Annotated in this window: 14 protein-coding genes; 10 read left to right on the forward strand and 4 right to left on the reverse strand. The window is 73.1% G+C overall.

Annotated features, from left to right (window positions below; genetic code table 11):
* Window positions 1-265: 265 nt before the first annotated feature.
* From ACZ45Z_RS20600 to ACZ45Z_RS20615, 4 genes are all read right to left on the reverse strand, one after another.
* A complete protein-coding gene (locus ACZ45Z_RS20600) occupies window positions 266-2,686 on the reverse strand; it encodes a transglutaminase TgpA family protein (protein WP_468364211.1) in 2,421 nt (806 codons plus the stop codon).
* Window positions 2,687-2,795: 109 nt separating this feature from the next.
* The gene (locus ACZ45Z_RS20605) at window positions 2,796-4,172 is read right to left on the reverse strand and encodes a DUF58 domain-containing protein (RefSeq protein WP_468364213.1); all 1,377 of its coding nucleotides are present in this window, start codon (window positions 4,170-4,172) and stop codon (window positions 2,796-2,798) included.
* The gene (locus ACZ45Z_RS20610; RefSeq protein WP_468364216.1) at window positions 4,172-5,203 is read right to left on the reverse strand and encodes an AAA family ATPase; all 1,032 of its coding nucleotides are present in this window, start codon (window positions 5,201-5,203) and stop codon (window positions 4,172-4,174) included. Before ACZ45Z_RS20610 ends, ACZ45Z_RS20605 begins: the two co-directional genes overlap by 1 nt.
* A 285-nt stretch (window positions 5,204-5,488) precedes the next feature.
* Window positions 5,489-6,049 (reverse strand): beta-class carbonic anhydrase, encoded by a 561-nt coding sequence (locus ACZ45Z_RS20615; protein ID WP_468364218.1) that lies wholly within the window; start codon window positions 6,047-6,049, stop codon window positions 5,489-5,491.
* Between the two features lie 423 nt (window positions 6,050-6,472).
* On the opposite strand from ACZ45Z_RS20615, the gene rsmH reads away from it, so the two are divergent.
* The 10 genes from rsmH to ACZ45Z_RS20665 all read left to right on the forward strand — a co-directional run bounded on the left by rsmH (window position 6,473) and on the right by ACZ45Z_RS20665 (window position 19,094).
* On the forward strand, window positions 6,473-7,441 hold the full coding sequence (gene rsmH / locus ACZ45Z_RS20620; RefSeq protein WP_468364220.1) for a 16S rRNA (cytosine(1402)-N(4))-methyltransferase RsmH: 969 nt from the start codon (window positions 6,473-6,475) through the stop codon (window positions 7,439-7,441).
* Complete coding sequence (ftsL, locus tag ACZ45Z_RS20625; protein WP_468364223.1) at window positions 7,438-7,893, forward strand: cell division protein FtsL; 456 nt, start codon at window positions 7,438-7,440, stop codon at window positions 7,891-7,893. The genes rsmH and ftsL overlap by 4 nt, the downstream gene beginning before the upstream one ends.
* Before the next feature lie 72 nt (window positions 7,894-7,965).
* The gene (locus ACZ45Z_RS20630) at window positions 7,966-9,969 is read left to right on the forward strand and encodes a peptidoglycan D,D-transpeptidase FtsI family protein (protein ID WP_468364226.1); all 2,004 of its coding nucleotides are present in this window, start codon (window positions 7,966-7,968) and stop codon (window positions 9,967-9,969) included.
* A 17-nt stretch (window positions 9,970-9,986) separates the two neighbouring features.
* Entirely contained in the window at window positions 9,987-11,738 is a 1,752-nt protein-coding gene (locus ACZ45Z_RS20635; protein WP_468364228.1) for a UDP-N-acetylmuramoyl-L-alanyl-D-glutamate--2,6-diaminopimelate ligase, read from the forward strand.
* A gap of 62 nt (window positions 11,739-11,800) precedes the next feature.
* Entirely contained in the window at window positions 11,801-13,234 is a 1,434-nt protein-coding gene (locus ACZ45Z_RS20640) for a UDP-N-acetylmuramoyl-tripeptide--D-alanyl-D-alanine ligase (RefSeq protein ID WP_468364231.1), read from the forward strand.
* 5 nt (window positions 13,235-13,239) lie between these two features.
* Window positions 13,240-14,304, forward strand: coding sequence for a phospho-N-acetylmuramoyl-pentapeptide-transferase (gene mraY / locus ACZ45Z_RS20645; protein ID WP_468364801.1), 1,065 nt, complete (start codon window positions 13,240-13,242; stop codon window positions 14,302-14,304).
* Window positions 14,301-15,740 (forward strand): UDP-N-acetylmuramoyl-L-alanine--D-glutamate ligase, encoded by a 1,440-nt coding sequence (murD, locus tag ACZ45Z_RS20650; protein ID WP_468364235.1) that lies wholly within the window; start codon window positions 14,301-14,303, stop codon window positions 15,738-15,740. Before mraY ends, murD begins: the two co-directional genes overlap by 4 nt.
* A 54-nt stretch (window positions 15,741-15,794) precedes the next feature.
* On the forward strand, window positions 15,795-17,147 hold the full coding sequence (ftsW, locus tag ACZ45Z_RS20655) for a putative lipid II flippase FtsW (RefSeq protein ID WP_468364237.1): 1,353 nt from the start codon (window positions 15,795-15,797) through the stop codon (window positions 17,145-17,147).
* A gap of 6 nt (window positions 17,148-17,153) precedes the next feature.
* Entirely contained in the window at window positions 17,154-18,245 is a 1,092-nt protein-coding gene (gene murG, locus ACZ45Z_RS20660) for an undecaprenyldiphospho-muramoylpentapeptide beta-N-acetylglucosaminyltransferase (RefSeq protein WP_468364240.1), read from the forward strand.
* Window positions 18,246-18,269: 24 nt separating this feature from the next.
* Window positions 18,270-19,094, forward strand: a complete 825-nt coding sequence (locus ACZ45Z_RS20665; protein ID WP_468364242.1) for a cell division protein FtsQ/DivIB — start codon at window positions 18,270-18,272, stop codon at window positions 19,092-19,094.
* Window positions 19,095-19,214 lie beyond the last annotated feature (120 nt).

A 19,214-nucleotide genomic window follows, 5' to 3' on the forward strand; every position in this document is an offset into this window, starting at 1 on the left:
ACCACCACCCCCCCCCCCCCCCCCCCCCGCCCCCCCCCCCCCCCTCCCCCCCCCCCCCCCCCCCCCCCCCCCCCCCCCCCCCACCACCCCCCCCCCCCCCCCCCGGCGCTTTTTCGTGGGGAATGCCTGGGGGAATCCTTGCGCCGGGTGCCGTGGCCCGGTTGCCGTGCCCGTCGGTCAGGGCCGTTGGTAAGGCTCGTTCGTGAGGCCCCTCCCGAGGCTCGTCCCTCGGGATCCGCCCCGCCGCCGGCCGCCCCGCCGTCGGCTAAGCCCGCTGTCGTCCCGGCCGGAGGGCGGCGCCCGCGCGGCGGGCCTTGGCCACCGGGCGGCTGGTGGCGCAGCGGGTGACCACCGCGCCCCACCGGTCGGACAGGGCCCGCGCCAGGCGGCTCGCCGAGCGCGGGGCCAGCAGCGCGCGCAGCCGCATGCCACGGGTGGCCCCCTCCCGCAACCCCGCCCGCACCCGCTCCACGTCGGCGGCGAGCCCGGACGCCGGCCGGGGGCGCGGGGCGTACAGCGCCTGCTCGACCGCGGCCGCCACCCGCTCCGCGGCCGCCGCGGCCTCCGGTTCCAACTGCCCCACGCGCACGAGGCGCGCGACCGCACCACGCGGGCTCAGCGACTCGTCGGGCGGTATGCCGTAGTCCCACGCGGTGTCCAGCAGCTCGCGCCAGGCCGCCACCGTGACCTCCGCGCTCTCGCGGCCGAAGCCGCCGGGCGCCAGCCGCCGGGACCGCTCCCGGATCCGCCACAGCAGCGGCACCACGGGCAGCAGCAGGACGAACGGCGCCGCGACGGACAGGACGATGACCGCCCACAGCGGGAGGCCGTCGTCCGGCGGCAGGGCGCCCGACCCGGGGGTCACCGGCCCGCAGGACGCCGCCGACCCGGGCCGCTCCTCGCCCGGCCCGCAGGACGGCGCCGCCGACGGCCCGTCCGAGGGGTCGGCGGGCCGGGACCGCTCGGGCGCCGGCACAGCGGGATCGGCCGTGTCCCCGGTGTCGGGATAGGTGTAGTCGGGGACACTGCCGCGGCTCGGGGTCGGCTCGAAACGCGTCCAGCCGATGCCCTGGAAGTACAGCTCGGGCCAGGCGTGGGCGTCCTTGAGCCCCACGGACGTCGTGCCGTCCGGCTGCCTGGTGCCCGGCGTGAAGCCGACCGCGACCCGGGCCGGTATGCCCAGCGTCCGCGCCATCGCCGCCATCGAGAAGGAGAAGTGGACGCAGAAGCCCTCCTTCTGCGCCAGGAACCGCGCGATGGCCTCCGATCCGCTGCCGGCCCGCACCTCGGTGTTGTAGCTGAAGCCGCCGTGGAGCGCGAACCAGTCCTGGAGCTTGACGGCCTTGGCGTACGGGGTGCGGGCACCGCGGGTAACCTGGCGGGCCGTCGAGCGCACCACCGGCGGCAGCGACCGCGGCACCTTGGTGTACTCGCGCACCAGCGCGGCCGGTGGCGGCGGGGCCGTGGCGAGCTGCCGGGAGGTGGGCCGCACCAGCAGGCTCTCCACCTGGTAGCGCAGGTCGCGGGTGTTCTGCCCGCGGTCCCCGACGAGGGTGCGGCCCGAGGGCTCGAAGCGCCAGCGCCCGGAGATCTCCACGCGGGCCGCCGGATAGGGCAGCGGCAGCCAGTTCTGGGCGTACCACTGGGCCGTCGAGACGGAGGTGTTGACGCGGTCGACGGCGACGCCGGGGCCGAGGCCCGGCGGGTCCGGCAGCCGGTCGGGGACGTCCGTGACCGTCCGCTCGGACGGCTTCCAGGCGGTGCCGTCGAACTGGTCCAGGGCGACGATGCGCAGATACAGGTCGCGGGTGTCGGCCGCGGTCGTGCGGTAGTTCAGGACCTGCCGGTCGGAGGGCTGGTTCAGGCTGTTCTGCAGCGACACCAGCGGGTTGACCGCCGAGATCGTGCCGCCACCGCCGCCCGGCCCCTCGCCGGCCGACGGGGCGAACAGCCCGCCGCCCAGGGACGGCAGCAGCGCGGGCACCACCAGCGCGATCCCCAGGACCAGCGCGCCGATCCTGCGCCCCGTGCGCAACGGGGCGGGAGCCTGCCCGCCGGCCCCGACGGCGAACGAACGCCTGCTCGCCCGGCCCGCGCCGAACACCCGGCCCCACCGGGCGAGCCGGTCCCGGCCCTCCGCCAGGAGCAGCAACAGATAACCGGCCGCCGCGACCAGGAACAACAGCCATCCCGCGCCGCCCGGGGACAGCCCCGCCGCCACCGAATACAGAGCGAGCAGCGGCAGCCCGGCGGGCGCGGCACTGCGGTAGGTGACGGCCAGCGCGTCGACGATCAGGCCGATCAGCAGGACGCCCGCGACCAGCAGCAGCCGGATGCCGGGGGTGACCGGCGCCGGGATGGCGTACCTCCCGACGTCCGAGACGCCGCCGCGCAGCAGCCGGACGAACTCCGCGACGGCGTCCGGGCCGGGCAGCAGCCACCCGACGGCCTGGCCTCGGGCGAACAGGAGGGTCAGCAGGACAACACCGGTAAGCGCCTGCGCGCCGATGGTCAGCGGCCTGGCCAGCGGGGCCCGGCGGGCCAGCGCCCCCACGCCCGTGACGAGCCCCAGCACGATGACCGCCTGGAACATCCAGGTGACCGGCTCCACCAGCGGCAGCAGCGCGCAGGCCGCGCACAGGGTCGCCGCCGTCGCACACAGCGCGAGCCGCGCCCGGCCGCTCATGCCCGTCCCCCGCTTCGCTCCGAGCCACCCGCGCGCGCCCCGCGCCGGTCCGCCGCCCCCGGCCGCGCCGCGCGCCCGCCCGGACCGCTCCCCTGGCCTGTGTCCCCGCTCACGCGTCTCCCCCCGCCGTCGCCGAGGCACCGGTCTCCGCCATCCGGTCCGGCCGCACTCCGGCGCGGTCCGCGGACCGCCACAGGTCGGCGAGCGCGGCGCCGGGCGCCACCGGCAGGGCCGTCCAGCCCGCCTCGCGCAGCCCGCGCAGGCGTTCGGCCACCGGCGTGCCGTCGCCGCCGAAGCGGATCCCGCCGGGGCCGCGCGTCCAGGCGTCGCCGTCCAGGACGAAGGCGACCGCCGTCCCGCTGCGCTGCCGCATCCGTCCGGCGATCACCGCCTGCTCCGCGTCCAGATCGCCGAAGAAGGCGACCAGCAGCCCTTCGTTGCCGCCGCGCAGCACGTCGTACGCCGCGGAGAGGCCGTCCTCGTCGGACTGCTCCACGACGGCGAGGGTGTCCAGCAGCAGGCCCGCCGCGTCGGCGGACTCCGTGCCGCCCGCGAAGCCGCCGGCGCCGTCCGGGCCGGGCACCGAGGTGCCGGTGTCGGTCAGCAGCCGCACCGAGAAGCCCCGCTCCAGCAGATGCACCGCGATCGACGCGGCGCCCGCGACCGCCCACTCGAACGCCGAGTCGGGCCCGGAGCCCTGGTGGGCGGTGAAGCGGGTGTCGAGCAGGATCGTGCAGCGGGCCTTCTGCGGCTGCTCCTCCCGGCGGACCATCAGCTCGCCGTAGCGGGCGGTGGAGCGCCAGTGCACCCGGCGCAGATCGTCGCCGTGGCGGTAGCCGCGCGGGATGATGTCGTCCTCACCGGCCAGCGCGAGCGAGCGCTGGCGGCCGTCGCCGTACCCGGACGCCTCGCCCCCCAGCCTGACCGGCGGCAGCGGTTCGACGCGCGGCACGACCGTGAGGGTGTCGACGGCGCTGAAGGCGCGGGTCAGCTCGCACATCCCGAACGGATCGGACAGCCGCAACTGGAGCGGGCCCAGCGGATAGCGCCCGCGCAGGTCGGAGCGGACCCGGTAGGACACCTCGCGGCGGCCGCCGGCCTCGACGCGGTCCAGGACGAAACGCGGCCGGGGCCCCAGGACGTAGGGCACCCGGTCCTGGAGCATCAGCACCCCGGTGGGCAGCCGTGAGAGGTTCTCCATCCGCAGCCCGACCCGCGACTCGGCGATCGCGGACACCCGGGCGGGGGAGAGCGAACGGCTGCCGGAGACGTGGTAGCGAGTGCGGTGCAGGACCAGGACGCACACCACGGGCAGCGCCGCCAGCAGTAACCCGACCCGCAGCAGGTCCGCCTGCCCGAGGAGGTAGGAGCACACCGCGGCGGCCACCCCGGCCGCCAGGAACGACCGGCCTCGGGTGGTCAGCCCCCCGAAGGCCGCCCGCAGACCGCCGCGCTCCGGCGCCCCCTCGCTCCCCCCGCCGGACATCACACGCCCCGTGCGCCGGGCGGCTGCCGCAGACGGCCCTCGGGGGGATGCCACCACTGCTGGGAGGAGGGATCGGGCACCGAGGTGCGCCGCAGGATCTCCAGCACCACCTGCTCGGCGGTGCGGCGGTTCAACTGCGCCTGGGCGGTGGGCAGCAGGCGGTGCGCCAGGACCGCCACCGCCAGGGACCGCACGTCGTCGGGCAGGGCGTACTCCCGCCCGGCGAGGGCGGCCGCCGCCTTCGCGGCGCGCAGCAGATGCAGCGTCGCCCGGGGCGAGGCCCCCAGCCGCAGCTCGGGGTGGCCGCGGGTGGCGGAGACCAGGTCCACGGCGTACCGGCGCACCGCTTCGGCGACATGGACCGTGCGCACCGCGTCGATCAGCTTGAGGATCTCGTGGGCGTGCGCGACCGGCTGGAGATCGTCCAGGGGAGAGGCCGCGCCGTGCACGTCGAGCATCTGCAATTCGGCCGCCGGGCTCGGATAGCCGATCGAGACCCGGGCCATGAAGCGGTCCCGCTGCGCCTCGGGGAGGGGGTAGGTGCCCTCCATCTCCACCGGGTTCTGCGTGGCGACCACCATGAACGGGCTGGGCAGCTCATAGGTCTGACCGTCCATCGTGACCTGGCGCTCCTCCATCGACTCCAGGAGCGCCGACTGGGTCTTGGGCGAGGCGCGGTTGATCTCGTCGCCGATCACGATCTGGGCGAAGATCGCGCCGGGCTTGAACTCGAAGTCGCGGCGCTGCTGGTCGAAGACGCTGACGCCGGTGATGTCGGACGGCAGCAGGTCGGGCGTGAACTGGATGCGTCGCACCGAGCAGTCGATGGACCGGGCCAGAGCCTTGGCGAGCATCGTCTTGCCGACGCCGGGCACATCCTCGATGAGCAGATGCCCCTCGGCCAGCAGCACGGTCAGCGCGAGCCGTACGACCTCCGGCTTGCCCTCGATCACACCCTCCACCGACCGGTGAACCCGTTCCGCCGTGGTGGTCAGATCGCTGAGGCTCGCTCGTTCGTCATACGTCGTCACTCGGCCCTCCTCGGCCCTTCCCCGCGCCCCCAAGGAGCAGGAGATCGCTGGCCCGACGCCCCTTGACGGCCCCGGTCCACCCCGAAACGCGCGCCGCGACCGGCCCCGGCCGACGCGACGTCACGTACGCATTGTTGCCGTCCCCGCGCCCTCGCGTCATGGCCTGTGGATAACTGGCACGACCACACCCGGGCAATTCCGGCCTTCCGGACTGCCCGGGCGCTTCGGCGGTTCCGGCGCCGCGTCCGGCGCTCACCCCTGCTCCGGCTCACCCACGCCGCCGGCTCACCCCCGCGGCTCGATCTCCCGCAGCAGCCCCGTCTTCACGTCGAAGACGAAGCCGCGCACGTCGTCCGTGTGCGGCAGGAAGGGAGAGGTGCGCACCCGCTCCATGGACTGCCGTACGTCCTCATCGAGGTCCTTGAACGCCTCGACAGCCCAGGTGGGCCGCTGCCCGACCTCGGCGGCCAGCTCGTGGCGGAAGTCCTCGGTCAGGCTCAGCAGACCGCAGCCGGTGTGGTGGATGAGCACGACCGAGCGGGTGCCCAGCGCGCGCTGGCTGATCGTCAGGGACCGGATGATGTCGTCGGTGACGACACCGCCGGCGTTGCGGATGGTGTGGCAGTCGCCCAGCTCCAGGCCGAGGGCGTCGTGAAGGTCGATTCGGGCGTCCATGCAGGCCACCACGGCGACCTTGAGAACGGGCCTGGCGTCCATTCCCGGGTCCTTGAAGGCGGCGGCGTAGCGCGCGTTCGCCTCGACGAGACGGTCGGTGACCGTCCCGTGCTCGGGCACGGCGGCGCTGTCGGTGGGCTGGGGCAGCGGCTGCGATGCAGGTATGGGCATGGATTCACGTTAATCGGCATCGGCCGATCCGGCCGCATGTGAGGACGGGCATAGGGGTCAACATCACTCCTTGTGAGGTAATCCACACGGGTTGCCCGCGTTGCCTCCGTCCGGGTGACGCGGCCGCGTGAAAGCCGCCGGAGGACGCGCGGAACCAGTTGATTGACCGGGGCCGCCGGTGGACTAAAGTGGCGCGAAGTGGGAGGCGTGACGCTCTCCTCGGATCCCGAAACCCTCGCGTGCGCGATTTTTCCGTACGTACGGCTCGGCCTCCTCCCGCTCCACCGGTCTTCCGACGTCACTTCCCCGTCGCCGGAGGGCCACTTCCCCTTCAGAGCGGGCGGGGACCAAGCGGTACGTGCGGCATTCCCCCAGCCAACGGCCCCGGGGGACCCACCTGCCGCCCAGCCCATCGGAAGGCGCATGAGCAGCAACACTCGCCACGTCCCCGTCATGCTCCAGCGCTGCCTGGACATGCTCGCCCCCGCGCTCGCCGAGCCCGGTGCGGTCGTCGTCGACTGCACCCTCGGCCTCGGAGGGCACAGCGAGGCGCTGCTCTCCACCTTCCCGGCGGCCCGCCTCATCGCCCTCGACCGGGACCCGGCCGCGCTGCGCCTGGCGGGGGAGCGGCTGGCCCCCTTCGGTGAGCGCGCCACCTTGGTCCACGCGGTCTACGACGAGCTCCCCGAGGTCCTCGGCCGGCTCGGGCAGCCCCGCGTCCAGGGTGTCCTGTTCGACCTCGGCGTGTCCTCCATGCAGCTCGACGAGGCCGACCGCGGCTTCGCGTACGCCCAGGACGCCCCCCTGGACATGCGGATGGACCAGACGACGGGCATCAGCGCCGCCGATGTCCTCAACACGTACGCGCCCGGCGAACTCGTCCGGATCCTGCGCGCCTACGGCGAGGAGAAGCAGGCCAAGCGGATCGTCGAAGCGGTCGTCCGCGAGCGCGCCAAGGAGCCGTTCACCAACAGCGCGCGCTTGGTCGAGCTCATCCGGGACGCGCTGCCGCAGGCCGCCAAGCGCACCGGAGGCAACCCCGCCAAGCGCACGTTCCAGGCGCTGCGCATCGAGGTCAACGCCGAGCTGGCCAGTGTCGAGCGCGCCATCCCGGCCGCCGTGAACGCGCTGGCGGTCGGCGGCCGGATCGCCGTGCTCTCCTACCACTCGCTGGAGGACCGCCTGGTCAAGCAGGTCTTCGCGGCCGGCGCCGCGAACACCGCACCGGCCGGCCTGCCGGTCGTCCCCGAGCGCTACCAGCCCCGTCTGAAGCTGCTGACCCGCGGCGCGGAACTCCCCACCGAGGAGGAGGTCGCCGAGAACCGGCGCGCGGCCCCCGCCCGCCTGCGCGGCGCCGAACGGATCCGCGAGAACGTCGAGGACACTGCGTGAAGGGCCAGGGGCGGTCGCGCGGCGGGGCAGGACGCCTCGCCGCGCTCTTCCCCTCCGGCGCCGGCTCCGCGGCGCGAACGCCCTTCGTACTCCTCGTCGTCGTGCTGCTCGGCTCCGGACTGATCAGCCTGCTGCTGCTCAACTCGGCCCTCAACCAGGGCTCGTTCGAGCTGAGCAAGCTGGAGAAGGAGACCGACGACCTGACGGACGAACAGCAGGCGCTCCAGCAGGAGGTGGACGCCCTCTCCGCGCCCGGCGCCCTGGCCCGGCGCGCCCGCGAACTGGGCATGGTGCCGGGCGGCAACCCGGCCTTCCTGCGGCCCGACGGCACGATCCTCGGCAAGCCCGGCGAGGCCCGCGCGGCACGGTCCGAGGGGGCCGCGCGGCGAGCCCCCGCCTGGCTGCCGTACCTGGCCCCGGCCGTCCCCTCCCCGACGAGCTCCGGCAGGTGACCCCGTGACGCGAGAGCCCGCCGCCCCCCGCGCCGCCGCGCCGTACGCCGCCCCCGCCGGCGAGGCCACGGCATGACCGAGCCCAAGGACCCCCGCCGCCCCGTACCGCGCCCCGCCGGGCGCGCGCGGTCCGCCAAGCCCGCCGGTGCCCGCCGGCCCGCTTCCCGGCCGTCCGCCGCCAAGCGCACCGCCCCCAGGCCCGGCGCGCCCCGGCCCCCGGCGGTCCGCCGCCCCGGCACCGCGACGCTCCGCCTCGGCAGCCCGCGCCCCCGGCTGCGGCTGGTCTCGCTCGCGCTGACGCTGGTCATGCTGGTCTTCGTCGTCCGGCTCTTCCAGGTGCAGGCGGTGGACGCCGGGGCGTTCGCCGCCAAGGCCAACGAGAACCGCTACGTCCCGGTCAAGCTGGCCGCCGAACGCGGCGCGATCACCGACCGGGACGGCGAGGACCTGGCGACCACCGTGGACGCCTACGACATCACCGCCGATCCCAGCCTGCTCGCCCCCGCCAAAACCAAGATCGACGACGCTCCGCAGCAGGCCGCCGCGCTCCTCGCGCCGATCCTCGGCGAGCCCCAGGCCACCCTCGCCGAGAAGCTCGCCAAGCCCAGGTCGCGCTATGTCCTGCTCTCGCGCCAGCAGACACCGCAGGTCTGGAAGCAGATCAAGGACCTGCGCGGGGCCCTCGAAGCCAAGGCGGCCGCCGCCCCCAAGCGCGCGCCCCGCCCGAACGTCCTGGTCGGGATCTTCGCCGACAAGCACAGCAAGCGCGTCTACCCCAACAAGGACCTCGCCGCCGGCGTCCTCGGCTTCGTCAACGGCCAGGGCCGGGGCGGCGGCGGCCTGGAGGCCCGGCTCGACAAGGAGCTGGCCGGCCGGGACGGCAAGCTGGTCTACGCCCAGTCGGGCGGCCGCCGCGTCCCCACCGCCGACGCCCAGGAACATCCCGCCGTCCCCGGCACCGACGTCGAGCTGACCCTCAACCGCGACATCCAGTGGGCCGCCCAGCAGGCCATCAGCAAGCAGGTCGCGAAGTCCGGCGCCGACCGCGGCTATGTCGTCGTGCAGGACACGACGACCGGCGAGATCCTCGCACTGGCGAATTCTCCCGGTTTCGACCCCAACGACATCTCCAAGGCCGACCCGGAGGCACTGGGCAACGCCGCGCTCTCCGACGCGTACGAGCCCGGTTCCACCAGCAAAGTGATGGCGATGGCCGCCGTCCTGGAGGAGGGCGCCGCGACCCCCGCCACCCGGGTCACCGTGCCCAACCGGCTGCACCGCGGCGACCGGCTCTTCGCCGACGACATCGACCACCCCACCTGGCATCTCACGCTCAACGGCGTCCTCGCCAAATCCAGCAACATCGGCACCATCCTGGCGGCCGGCCAGCTCGGCAAGACCCAGCGCCAGGCCAACCAGGTCCTCTACTCCTACCTGCGCAAATTCGGCATCGGCCGGCCCACCGGCCTGGGCTTCCCCGGCGAGACGGCCGGCATCCTGGCCAAACCGCAGGACTGGAACACCTCGCAGCAGTACACGATCCCGTTCGGCCAGGGCCTGTCCCTCAACGCCGTCCAGGCCGCCTCCGTCTACTCCACGATCGCCAACGGCGGCGAGCGCGTCGCCCCCTCGCTGGTGCGGGGCACCACCGGCCCCGACGGCCGGTACGTCCCCGCGCCCAAGCCCGCCAAGACGCGCGTGATCAGCCGGAAGACCGCCACCACCCTCGCCACCATGCTCGAATCCGTGGTCGACGACGAGGAGGGCACCGGTGCGAAGGCGAAGATCGACGGATACCGCGTCGGCGGCAAGACGGGCACGTCCAACCGGGTGGACCCCCAGCGCGGCGGCTACCACGGCTACACGGCCTCCTTCGCCGGTTTCGCGCCCGCCGACAAGCCCCGCGTCACGGTCTACTGCGCCGTACAGAATCCGACCACGGGCAGCTATTTCGGCGGCCAGGTCTGCGGCCCGATCTACCAGCAGGTCATGGCGTTCGCGCTGAAAACCCTCCAGGTCCCGCCGACCGGCGCCAAACCCCCGCGGCTGCCGGTCGCCTTCACGCCAGGCGAATGAATCGAGGCAAACCCGCCGTGACGACGATCACTCCCGACGGCCCGACCGACGGCACTCCCGACCGCGCCCCCGACCGCGCGAACGGCTCCCGCACGACGCCCTCACTTCGCCCCGGGCCCGTTGTGCCCGGTACGCTCACCGCCGTGTCACAAGCTGATCAGTCCCCGAAAGCCCAGAACGCTCAGACGGGGGGCGCGACGACCTACCCGGGAGCGCCCCGCCCCGAGCGGGTCCGCCCCACCCCCCTGGCGGACCTCGCCGAGCAGCTCGGCACCCCCGCTCCGGCCGGCGCCGCCGCCGTCCAGGTGACCGGCATCACGCACGACTCGCGGGCGGTCCGCCCCGGCGATGTCTACGCGGCCCTGCCGGGCGCCCGCCTGCACGGTGCCGACTTCGTCGCCCAGGCCGCCGACCTCGGCGCCGCCGCGATCCTGACCGATCCCTCGGGCGCCGACCGCGCCGCCGGGACCGGCCTGCCGGTCCTCGTCGTGGACAACCCGCGCGCGCGGATGGGCGCCCTGGCCGTCTCCATCTACGGGGCGCCGGGCGAGGACCTGCTCCAGATCGGCATCACCGGCACCTCCGGCAAGACCACCACCGCGTACCTCATCGAGGGCGGGCTGCGGGCCGCCGCCGCGCGCGGCGAGGGCTGGCTGACCGGGCTGATCGGCACGGTGGAGACCCGCATCGGGGACGAGCGCATGAAGTCCGAGCGCACCACCCCCGAGGCCACCGACCTCCAGGCGCTCTTCGCTGTCATGCGCGAGCGCGGGGTGCGGGCGGTCGCCATGGAGGTCTCCAGCCACGCGCTTGTCCTCGGCCGCGTCGACGGCTGCGTCTTCGACGTCGCGATCTTCAACAACCTCAGCCCGGAGCACATGGAGTTCCACTCCGGCATGGAGGACTACTTCCAGGCCAAGGCCCGGCTGTTCACCAAGGCCCGCAGCCGCGCCGGCGTCGTCAACCTCGACGACGAGTACGGCAAGCGGCTGGCCGAGGGCGAGTCCGAGGTCCCGGTCACCACCTTCTCCGCCGAGGGCCACCCCGACGCGGACTGGCGCGCCTCGGACGTCGAGGTCGGCGCGCTCGGCTCGACCTTCACCGTGCACGGCCCCGATGGCGTGACGCTGCGCGCCGCCTCCCCGATCGCCGGCCCGTTCAACGTCGCCAACGCGCTCGCCGCCATCACCTCTCTGGTGGTCGCCGGCATCGACCCGCAGACCGCCGCCGACGGCGTCGCCGCGGTCCCCGGCGTCCCCGGCCGCCTGGAGCGCGTCGACGCCGGCCAGCCCTACCTGGCGGTGGTCGACTACGCCCACAAGACCGACGCCGTCGAGTCGGTGCTGCGCGCGCTGCGCAAGGTCACCGACGGCAAGCTGCACGCCGTCCTCGGCTGCGGCGGCGACCGCGACCCGCACAAGCGCGTCCCGATGGGCGCCGCGGTGGCCCGCCTCGCCGACACGGCCGTCCTGACCTCCGACAACCCCCGCGGCGAGGACCCCCTCGCGATCCTCGCCACGATGCTCGCCGGCGCCGCCGAGGTGCCCATCCACGAACGCGGCACGGTCCTGGTCGAGGAGGAGCGGGCAGCCGCCATCGCCGCCGCCGTCGCCCGCGCCGAGCCCGGCGACACGGTGATCGTCGCGGGCAAGGGCCACGAGCAGGGCCAGGACATCGCCGGAGTGGTCCGCCCCTTCGACGACCGCCAGGTCCTGCGCGAGGCCATCGAGGCTTCCTTGACGTCACAGCAGCCGAACCACCAGGGATGACACACCGCCATGCGCGCACAACCCTTCTGCAGGCCCCACCCGTCCCTCGCCGGGGGTGACCTGTGATCTCCCTGTCCCTAGCCGAGATCGCGGGCATCGTCGGCGGGCAGCAGCACGACATACCGGACGGCGGCCTGAAGGTCACCGGTCCCGTCGTGAAGGACTCCCGCGAGGTGGTCCCCGGTGCCCTGTTCGTGGCCTTCGCCGGTGAACGCGTCGACGGCCACGACTTCGCGCGGCGCGCCGTCGAGACGGGTGCCGTGGCCGTACTGGCCGCCCGCCCGGTCGGCGTCCCCGCCATCGTCGTCGACGACGTGGTCGCCGCCCTCGGGGCGCTCGCGCGCGCCGTCGTCGGACGCCTGGGCACCACCGTCATCGGCCTCACCGGCTCGGCCGGCAAGACCAGCACCAAGGACCTGATCGCCCAGCTCCTGGAGCGGCGCGGGCCCACCGTCTGGCCGGAGGGCAGCCTCAACAACGAGATCGGCCTGCCGTTGACCGCGCTGCGCGCCGAGGCCGACACCCGCCATCTCGTCCTGGAGATGGGCGCCCGCGGCATCGGCCACATCCGCTACCTCGCCGAGCTGACCCCGCCCGAGATCGGTGTGGTGCTGAACGTCGGCACCGCGCACATCGGAGAGTTCGGCGGCCGCGAGCGGATCGCCGTGGCAAAGGGCGAACTGGTCGAGGCGCTCCCCGAGAACGGCGTGGCGGTGCTCAACGCCGACGACCCGTTCGTGCGCGCCATGGCCTCGCGCACGAAGGCCCGCACGGTGCTCTTCGGCGAGTCCGCGGACGCCGCCGTCCGTGCCGAGAATGTCCGGCTCACCGACCTCGGACAGCCCGCCTTCACGCTTCACACACCCTCCGGGTGCAGTGATGTGACCATGCGGCTGTACGGTGAGCACCACGTGTCGAACGCGCTTGCCGCGGCCGCCGTCGCCCATGAGTTGGGCATGCCCGCAGACGAGATCGCCGTCGCGCTCTCCGAAGCCGGCACGCTCTCCCGCTGGCGTATGGAGGTCACCGAGCGCGCGGACGGCGTGACGGTCGTCAACGACGCCTACAACGCGAATCCCGAGTCCATGCGAGCGGCGCTGCGAGCGCTGGTCGCGATGGGCACCGCCGCCAAGGCGAAGGGCGGTCGTACGTGGGCGGTGCTCGGAGAGATGGCCGAGCTCGGCGAGGACTCACTCGCCGAACACGACGCGGTCGGGCGCTTGGTCGTCCGGCTCAACGTCAGCAAGCTCGTGGCAGTCGGCGGCAGGGAAGCGGCCTGGCTCGACATGGGCGCCAAGAACGAGGGTTCGTGGGGTGAGGAGTCGGTGCACGTGTCCGACGCGCGGGCGGCGGTCGACCTGTTGCGCAGCGAGCTGCGACCGGGAGACGTCGTGCTGGTGAAGGCGTCCAGGTCGGTGGGCCTGGAACGAGTCGCCGTGGCATTGCTGGACGGCGAGGGCGTACCGGTCGCCGAGGGCGGAGTCGCGTCCCGATGAACTCGATGAAGCAGATCCTCTTCTCCGGAATGATCGGGCTCTTCCTGACCTTGATCGGCACTCCGCTGCTGATCAAACTGCTGGCCAAAAAGGGCTACGGGCAGTTCATCCGTGACGACGGCCCACGGGACCACCACAGCAAGCGCGGTACGCCCACCATGGGTGGTATCGCCTTCATCCTGGCCACGATCATCGCCTACGCGCTCACCAAGGTGATCACGAGCAGCGATCCCACCTTCTCCGGTGTGCTGGTGCTGTTCCTGATGGCGGGCATGGGCCTGGTCGGCTTCCTGGACGACTACATCAAGATCGTCAAGCAGCGGTCGCTGGGCCTGCGGGCCAAGGCCAAGATGGCCGGCCAGCTCATCGTCGGTATCGCCTTCGCGGTGCTGTCGCTCCAGTTCGCGGACCTGCGCGGGCAGACCCCGGCCTCCGACCGGCTGTCCTTCACCCAGGACTTCGGCTGGCAGGTCGGCCCGGTGATCTTCGTGATCTGGGCGCTGTTCATGATCCTGGCGATGTCCAACGGCGTGAACCTCACCGACGGTCTCGACGGCCTGGCCACCGGCGCCTCCGTGATGGTCTTCGGCGCCTACACCTTCATCGGTATCTGGCAGTACCAGGAGTCCTGCGCCAACCAGATCACCGCCGGCCCCGGCTGCTACGAGGTCCGCGACCCCCTCGACCTCGCGGTCGTCGCCTCCGCGCTGATGGGCGCCTGCTTCGGCTTCCTGTGGTGGAACACCTCGCCCGCCAAGATCTTCATGGGTGACACCGGCTCGCTCGCCCTGGGCGGCGCGCTCGCGGGCCTGGCGATCTGCTCCCGTACGGAACTGCTGCTGGCCCTGCTCGGCGGCCTGTTCGTGCTGATCACCATGTCCGTGGTCATCCAGGTCGGGTCCTTCAAGATGACGCGCAAGCGCGTCTTCCGCATGGCGCCGCTCCAGCACCACTTCGAACTGAAGGGCTGGAGCGAAGTCCTGGTGGTGGTCAGATTCTGGATCATCCAGGGCATGTGCGTGATCGTCGGACTCGGCATCTTCTACGGCGGCTGGCAGGCGGCCAAGTGAGCACGTACGACCCGCAGGACTTCGCCGGTCGGCACATCACCGTCGCCGGCCTCGGCGTGAGCGGCATCAGCGCCGCCCGCGCCCTGGCCGGCTTCGGCGCCCGCGTCACGGTCGTGGACGGCGGCGACGGCGACAAGCAGCGCGCCGCCGCCCGCGAGCTGGAGGCGGCGGGCATCACCGTCCGCCTCGGTGACGGCGCGACCCTCCCCGAGGGCACCGACCTCGTCGTCACCTCGCCCGGGTGGAAGCCCGACAGCCCGCTCTTCGCGGCGGCCGCCGCCGCGGGCGTGGACGTCGTCGGCGACGTCGAGATCGCCTGGCGGCTGCGCGGCCCCGACGCCCCCGCCTGGCTCGCCGTCACCGGCACCAACGGCAAGACCACCACGGTCCGCATGCTGGCCGCGATCCTGGAGGCCGAGGGCCTGCGCACCGCAGCCGTCGGCAACATCGGCACCCCGATCATCGACGTCGTCCTCTCCGACGAGCCGTACGACGTCCTGGCCGTCGAGCTCTCCAGCTACCAGTTGCACTGGGCGCCCTCGCTGCGCGCCCACTCCGCCGCGGTCCTCAACCTCGCCCCCGACCACCTCGACTGGCACGGCTCCATGGAGGCGTACGCCGCCGACAAGGGCCGGATCTACGAGGGCAACACCGTCGCCTGCGTCTACAACGCGGCCGACCGGGCGACCGAGGACCTGGTCAGGAAGGCCGACGTCGAGGAGGGCTGCCGCGCCATCGGCTTCACCCTCGGCACGCCCGGCCCCTCCCAACTGGGCGTCGTCGAGGGCATCCTCGTCGACCGCGCCTTCGTCGAGAACCGGCACCAGCAGGCCCAGGAACTGGCCGAGGTCGCCGACATCGCGCCCGGCTCCGGCAGCCCGGCGCCGCACAACATCGCCAACGCCCTCGCGGCGGCGGCACTGGCCCGCGCCTTCGGCGTACGCCCCACGGCCGTACGCGACGGACTGCGCGCCTTCCACCCGGACGCGCACCGTATCCAGCACATCGCCGACGTCGGCGGCGTCACCTACGTCGACGACTCCAAGGCCACCAACACCCACGCCGCCCAGGCGTCGTTGGCGGCGTACGAGCACATCGTGTGGATCGCCGGCGGCCTGGCCAAGGGCGCGACCTTCGACGAGCTGGTGCGGGGGGCGGCGGCGCGGCTGCGCGGTGTCGTCCTGATCGGGGCCGACCGGGCGCTGATTCGCGAAGCCCTGGCGCGACACGCCCCCGATGTGCCGGTCGCCGACCTGGACCGGACCGACACTGGGGCGATGTCCGAGGCGGTCCGGGAAGCCTCCCGTCTGGCCCGGCCCGGTGACACGGTCCTGCTGGCCCCGGCGTGTGCCTCGATGGACATGTTCGTGAACTACAACAAGCGGGGCGACGCCTTCGCCGACGCGGTCGGCGAGCTGACCGCGCGGGACCACTAGGCGCTTCCCGCCGTCGGCGCGTCGCGGCGAGCGCATCTGTGGGAGGGGACGAGGATGACGGCTCGATCGGCGAAGGCGGCCCCCTCGCGTCCGGTGCGCCGGACCTCCCCACCGCGCCCGCCGCGTCCGGGCCGCACCCTCACCGGCGGCCCCGGACGGCTCTACGCCCGCGCCAGACGGGCCTGGGACCGGCCTCTGACGGCCTACTACCTCATCCTCGGCGGCAGCCTCCTGATCCTCGTCCTGGGCCTGGTGATGGTGTACTCCGCCTCCCAGATCAAGGCCCTGCAGTCCGGACTCGCCCCGTCGTACTTCTTCCGCAAGCAGCTCCTCGCCGCCGCCCTGGGCGCCGTGCTGCTCCTGGCCGCCTCCCGGATGAGCGTCCGGGCGCACCGGACGCTGGCCTATCCGCTGCTGGCCGGCTCGGTCTTCCTGATGTGCCTGGTGCAGATTCCGGGCATAGGGGTCGCGGTCAACGGCAACCAGAACTGGATCAATCTGGGCGGGCCTTTCCAGATGCAACCGAGCGAGTTCGGCAAACTCGCGCTCGTCCTGTGGGGCGCGGACCTGCTGGCCCGCAAGCACGAGAAGAAGCTGCTGGTGCAGTGGAAGCATCTGCTGGTGCCGCTGGTCCCGGTCGCCTTCCTGCTGCTCGGGCTGATCATGCTCGGCGGCGACATGGGCACCGCGATCATCGTCACGGCCGTCCTGTTCGGAGTGCTGTGGCTGGCCGGTGCCCCCACCCGGCTGTTCGTCGGCGTCCTCGGCGCCGCGGCCGTCATCGGGGCACTGCTGATCAGGACCAGCCCCAACCGGATGTCCCGGCTGGCCTGCATCGGAGCGACCGATCCGGGCCCGGGAGACCAGTGCTGGCAGGCCGTACACGGCATTTATGCCCTTGCGTCCGGCGGATTCTTCGGATCCGGGCTCGGCGCCAGTATGGAAAAATGGGGTGAACTCCCTGAACCACACACCGACTTCATCTTCGCCATCACCGGGGAGGAACTGGGTCTGGCGGGGACGCTGTCGGTGCTCGCCCTCTTCGCGGCTCTAGGCTATGCGGGTATCCGCGTGGCCGGACGCACGGAGGACCCCTTCGTCAGGTACGCCGCGGGAGGTGTGACCACCTGGATCACGGCGCAGGCCGTGATCAATATCGGTGCGGTGCTCGGCCTGTTGCCGATCGCCGGTGTCCCGCTCCCGCTGTTCTCCTACGGAGGGTCGGCCCTGCTGCCGACGATGTTCGCCATCGGGCTACTGATCGCCTTCGCGCGAGACGAGCCCGCCGCGCGAGCCGCGCTGGCCGCGTTGGCCACGCGGAAGCCGGTTTTCGGAAGAAAACCGGCTGGGGTGAGATGGAAGACGATGAGACGGCGCGTGAAGAAGCGGCCGTCCGGAGAGCGGTGAATTTCGGTGCATGTCGTACTCGCCGGCGGGGGGACCGCCGGCCACATCGAGCCCGCGCTCGCCCTCGCGGACGCCCTGCGGAGGCAGGACCCGACCGTGGGGATCACGGCCCTCGGCACGGAAAAGGGACTGGAGACCCGGCTCGTCCCGGAGCGGGGCTACGAGCTCGGCCTGATCCCGGCCGTCCCGCTGCCGCGCAAGCCCACCCCTGAACTGATCACCGTCCCCGGACGGCTGCGCGGCACGATCAAGGCCGCCGAGCAGATCCTGGAGCGCACGAAGGCGGACTGCGTGGTCGGCTTCGGCGGCTATGTGGCGCTGCCCGGCTATCTGGCCGCCAAGCGGCTCGGCGTGCCGATCATCGTCCACGAGGCCAACGCCCGCCCGGGCCTGGCCAACAAGATCGGCTCGCGGTACGCCAAGTTCGTCGCCGTCAGCACCCCGGACAGCAAGCTGCGCGGCGCCCGCTACGTCGGCATCCCGCTGCGCCGCACCATCGCCACCCTGGACCGCGCGGCGGTCCGCCCGGAGGCGCGGGCGGCGTTCGGCCTCGACCCCAACCTCCCGACGCTGCTGGTGTCCGGCGGCTCGCAGGGCGCCCGCCGGCTCAACGAGGTCATCCAGGCGGCGGTGCCCGCGCTCCAGCGCTCCGGCATCCAGGTGCTGCACGCCGTCGGCCCGAAGAACGAACTGCCACACGTCGACAACATGCCCGGGATGCCGCCGTACGTCCCGGTACCGTACGTGGACCGGATGGATCTCGCGTATGCCGCCGCGGACATGATGCTCTGCCGCGCGGGCGCGATGACCGTCGCCGAACTGTCCGCCGTCGGACTGCCGGCCGCCTTCGTCCCGCTGCCCATCGGCAACGGCGAACAGCGGCTCAACGCCCAGCCGCTGGTCAACGCCGGCGGCGGCCTGCTGGTCGACGACGCCCAACTGACGCCGGAGTGGGTGCAGAGCACGGTGCTCCCGGTCCTGGCCGATCCGCACCGGCTGTACGAGATGTCCCGCGCGGCCTCCGAGTTCGGCCGCCGGGACGCCGACGAGCTGCTGGTCGGCATGGTGTACGAGGCGATCGCCCAGCGCGACAAGTAGCCGACGAGCAGGAAGCAGGGGAGCGTGGCCGGACCGTCGACCGCCCGGCGCGGCGAGCGGAACCAGAACAAACCGCCGTCCGGCCCGCCCGCTTCCCCCGCGCGGCGCGCGTGGCTCCTGACGCGGCCGCGCCTTGCCCTCCGCCCGCCCGGCCGTCGCGGTCTGATCATCATCACGCTCCTCGCGCTGCTGCTCGGCGCGTTCGGCGCCTGGGCGCTCTACGGCTCGGACTGGCTGCGGGTGCGGCACGTCCGGGCCGTCGGCACCGAGGTCCTGACGGAGGATGAGGTCATCGCCGCGGCCGACGCCCCGATGGGCACTCCGCTGGCCTCCGTGGACACCGACGCGATGGCCCGGCGGCTGCGCGCGCGGCTGCCGCGCGTCAAGACCGTCGATGTCGTGCGATCCTGGCCGCACACCATCGGTCTCGAAGTGACCGAAAGAAGGCCGGAACTCCTGATGCGTTCGGGCAAGAAGTTTGTCGAAGTGGACGCCGAAGGCGTCCGTTTCGCCACTGTGGGCACCGCTCCCAAGGGCGTTCCGCTTCTGGAAATGGCCGCATCGGACTCTCCCAGTCTGCATCGCTTCGGAATCGACCGGTTGCGGCGCGCCGCGGTCGGCGTCGCCGGGGACCTGCCCCACGCCGTGCGTAAGGACGTACGGAAGATCCGCGTACAGTCCTATGACTCCCTCACCCTCGAACTGGCGGGTGGCCGCACGGTCGTGTGGGGAAGCGGCGAGCAGGGCGCCCGGAAGGCCGGGGTGCTCACCGCGCTGCTGAAAGCGGCCGGTGGCGCGCGCCACTTCGATGTCTCGGTGCCCAGTGCGCCTGCGGCATCGGGGAGTTGACGTCCGTAGCCGCAGGCCAGCACCCTGGATGGCTACGACTATGGGTGATCACATAGGGTGAAAAGAAAAACGGGAGGTTCGGCGTGTTCGTTGAACGGGCGCGCCTTGTCGACTTAGTGT

This window comes from Streptomyces sp. NPDC031210, assembly GCF_055570395.1.

What these genes read in the sequence shown, in the direction of transcription:
- ACZ45Z_RS20600 (WP_468364211.1), bottom strand. Translation starts at nt 2,686, where the DNA reads ATGAGCGGCCGGGCGCGGCTCGCGCTGTGTGCGACGGCGGCGACCCTG.
- ACZ45Z_RS20605 (WP_468364213.1), bottom strand. Translation starts at nt 4,172, where the DNA reads ATGTCCGGCGGGGGGAGCGAGGGGGCGCCGGAGCGCGGCGGTCTGCGG.
- ACZ45Z_RS20615 (WP_468364218.1), bottom strand. Translation starts at nt 6,049, where the DNA reads ATGCCCATACCTGCATCGCAGCCGCTGCCCCAGCCCACCGACAGCGCC.
- rsmH (WP_468364220.1), top strand. Translation starts at nt 6,473, where the DNA reads ATGAGCAGCAACACTCGCCACGTCCCCGTCATGCTCCAGCGCTGCCTG.
- ACZ45Z_RS20630 (WP_468364226.1), top strand. Translation starts at nt 7,966, where the DNA reads ATGACCGAGCCCAAGGACCCCCGCCGCCCCGTACCGCGCCCCGCCGGG.
- mraY (WP_468364801.1), top strand. Translation starts at nt 13,240, where the DNA reads ATGAAGCAGATCCTCTTCTCCGGAATGATCGGGCTCTTCCTGACCTTG.
- ftsW (WP_468364237.1), top strand. Translation starts at nt 15,795, where the DNA reads ATGACGGCTCGATCGGCGAAGGCGGCCCCCTCGCGTCCGGTGCGCCGG.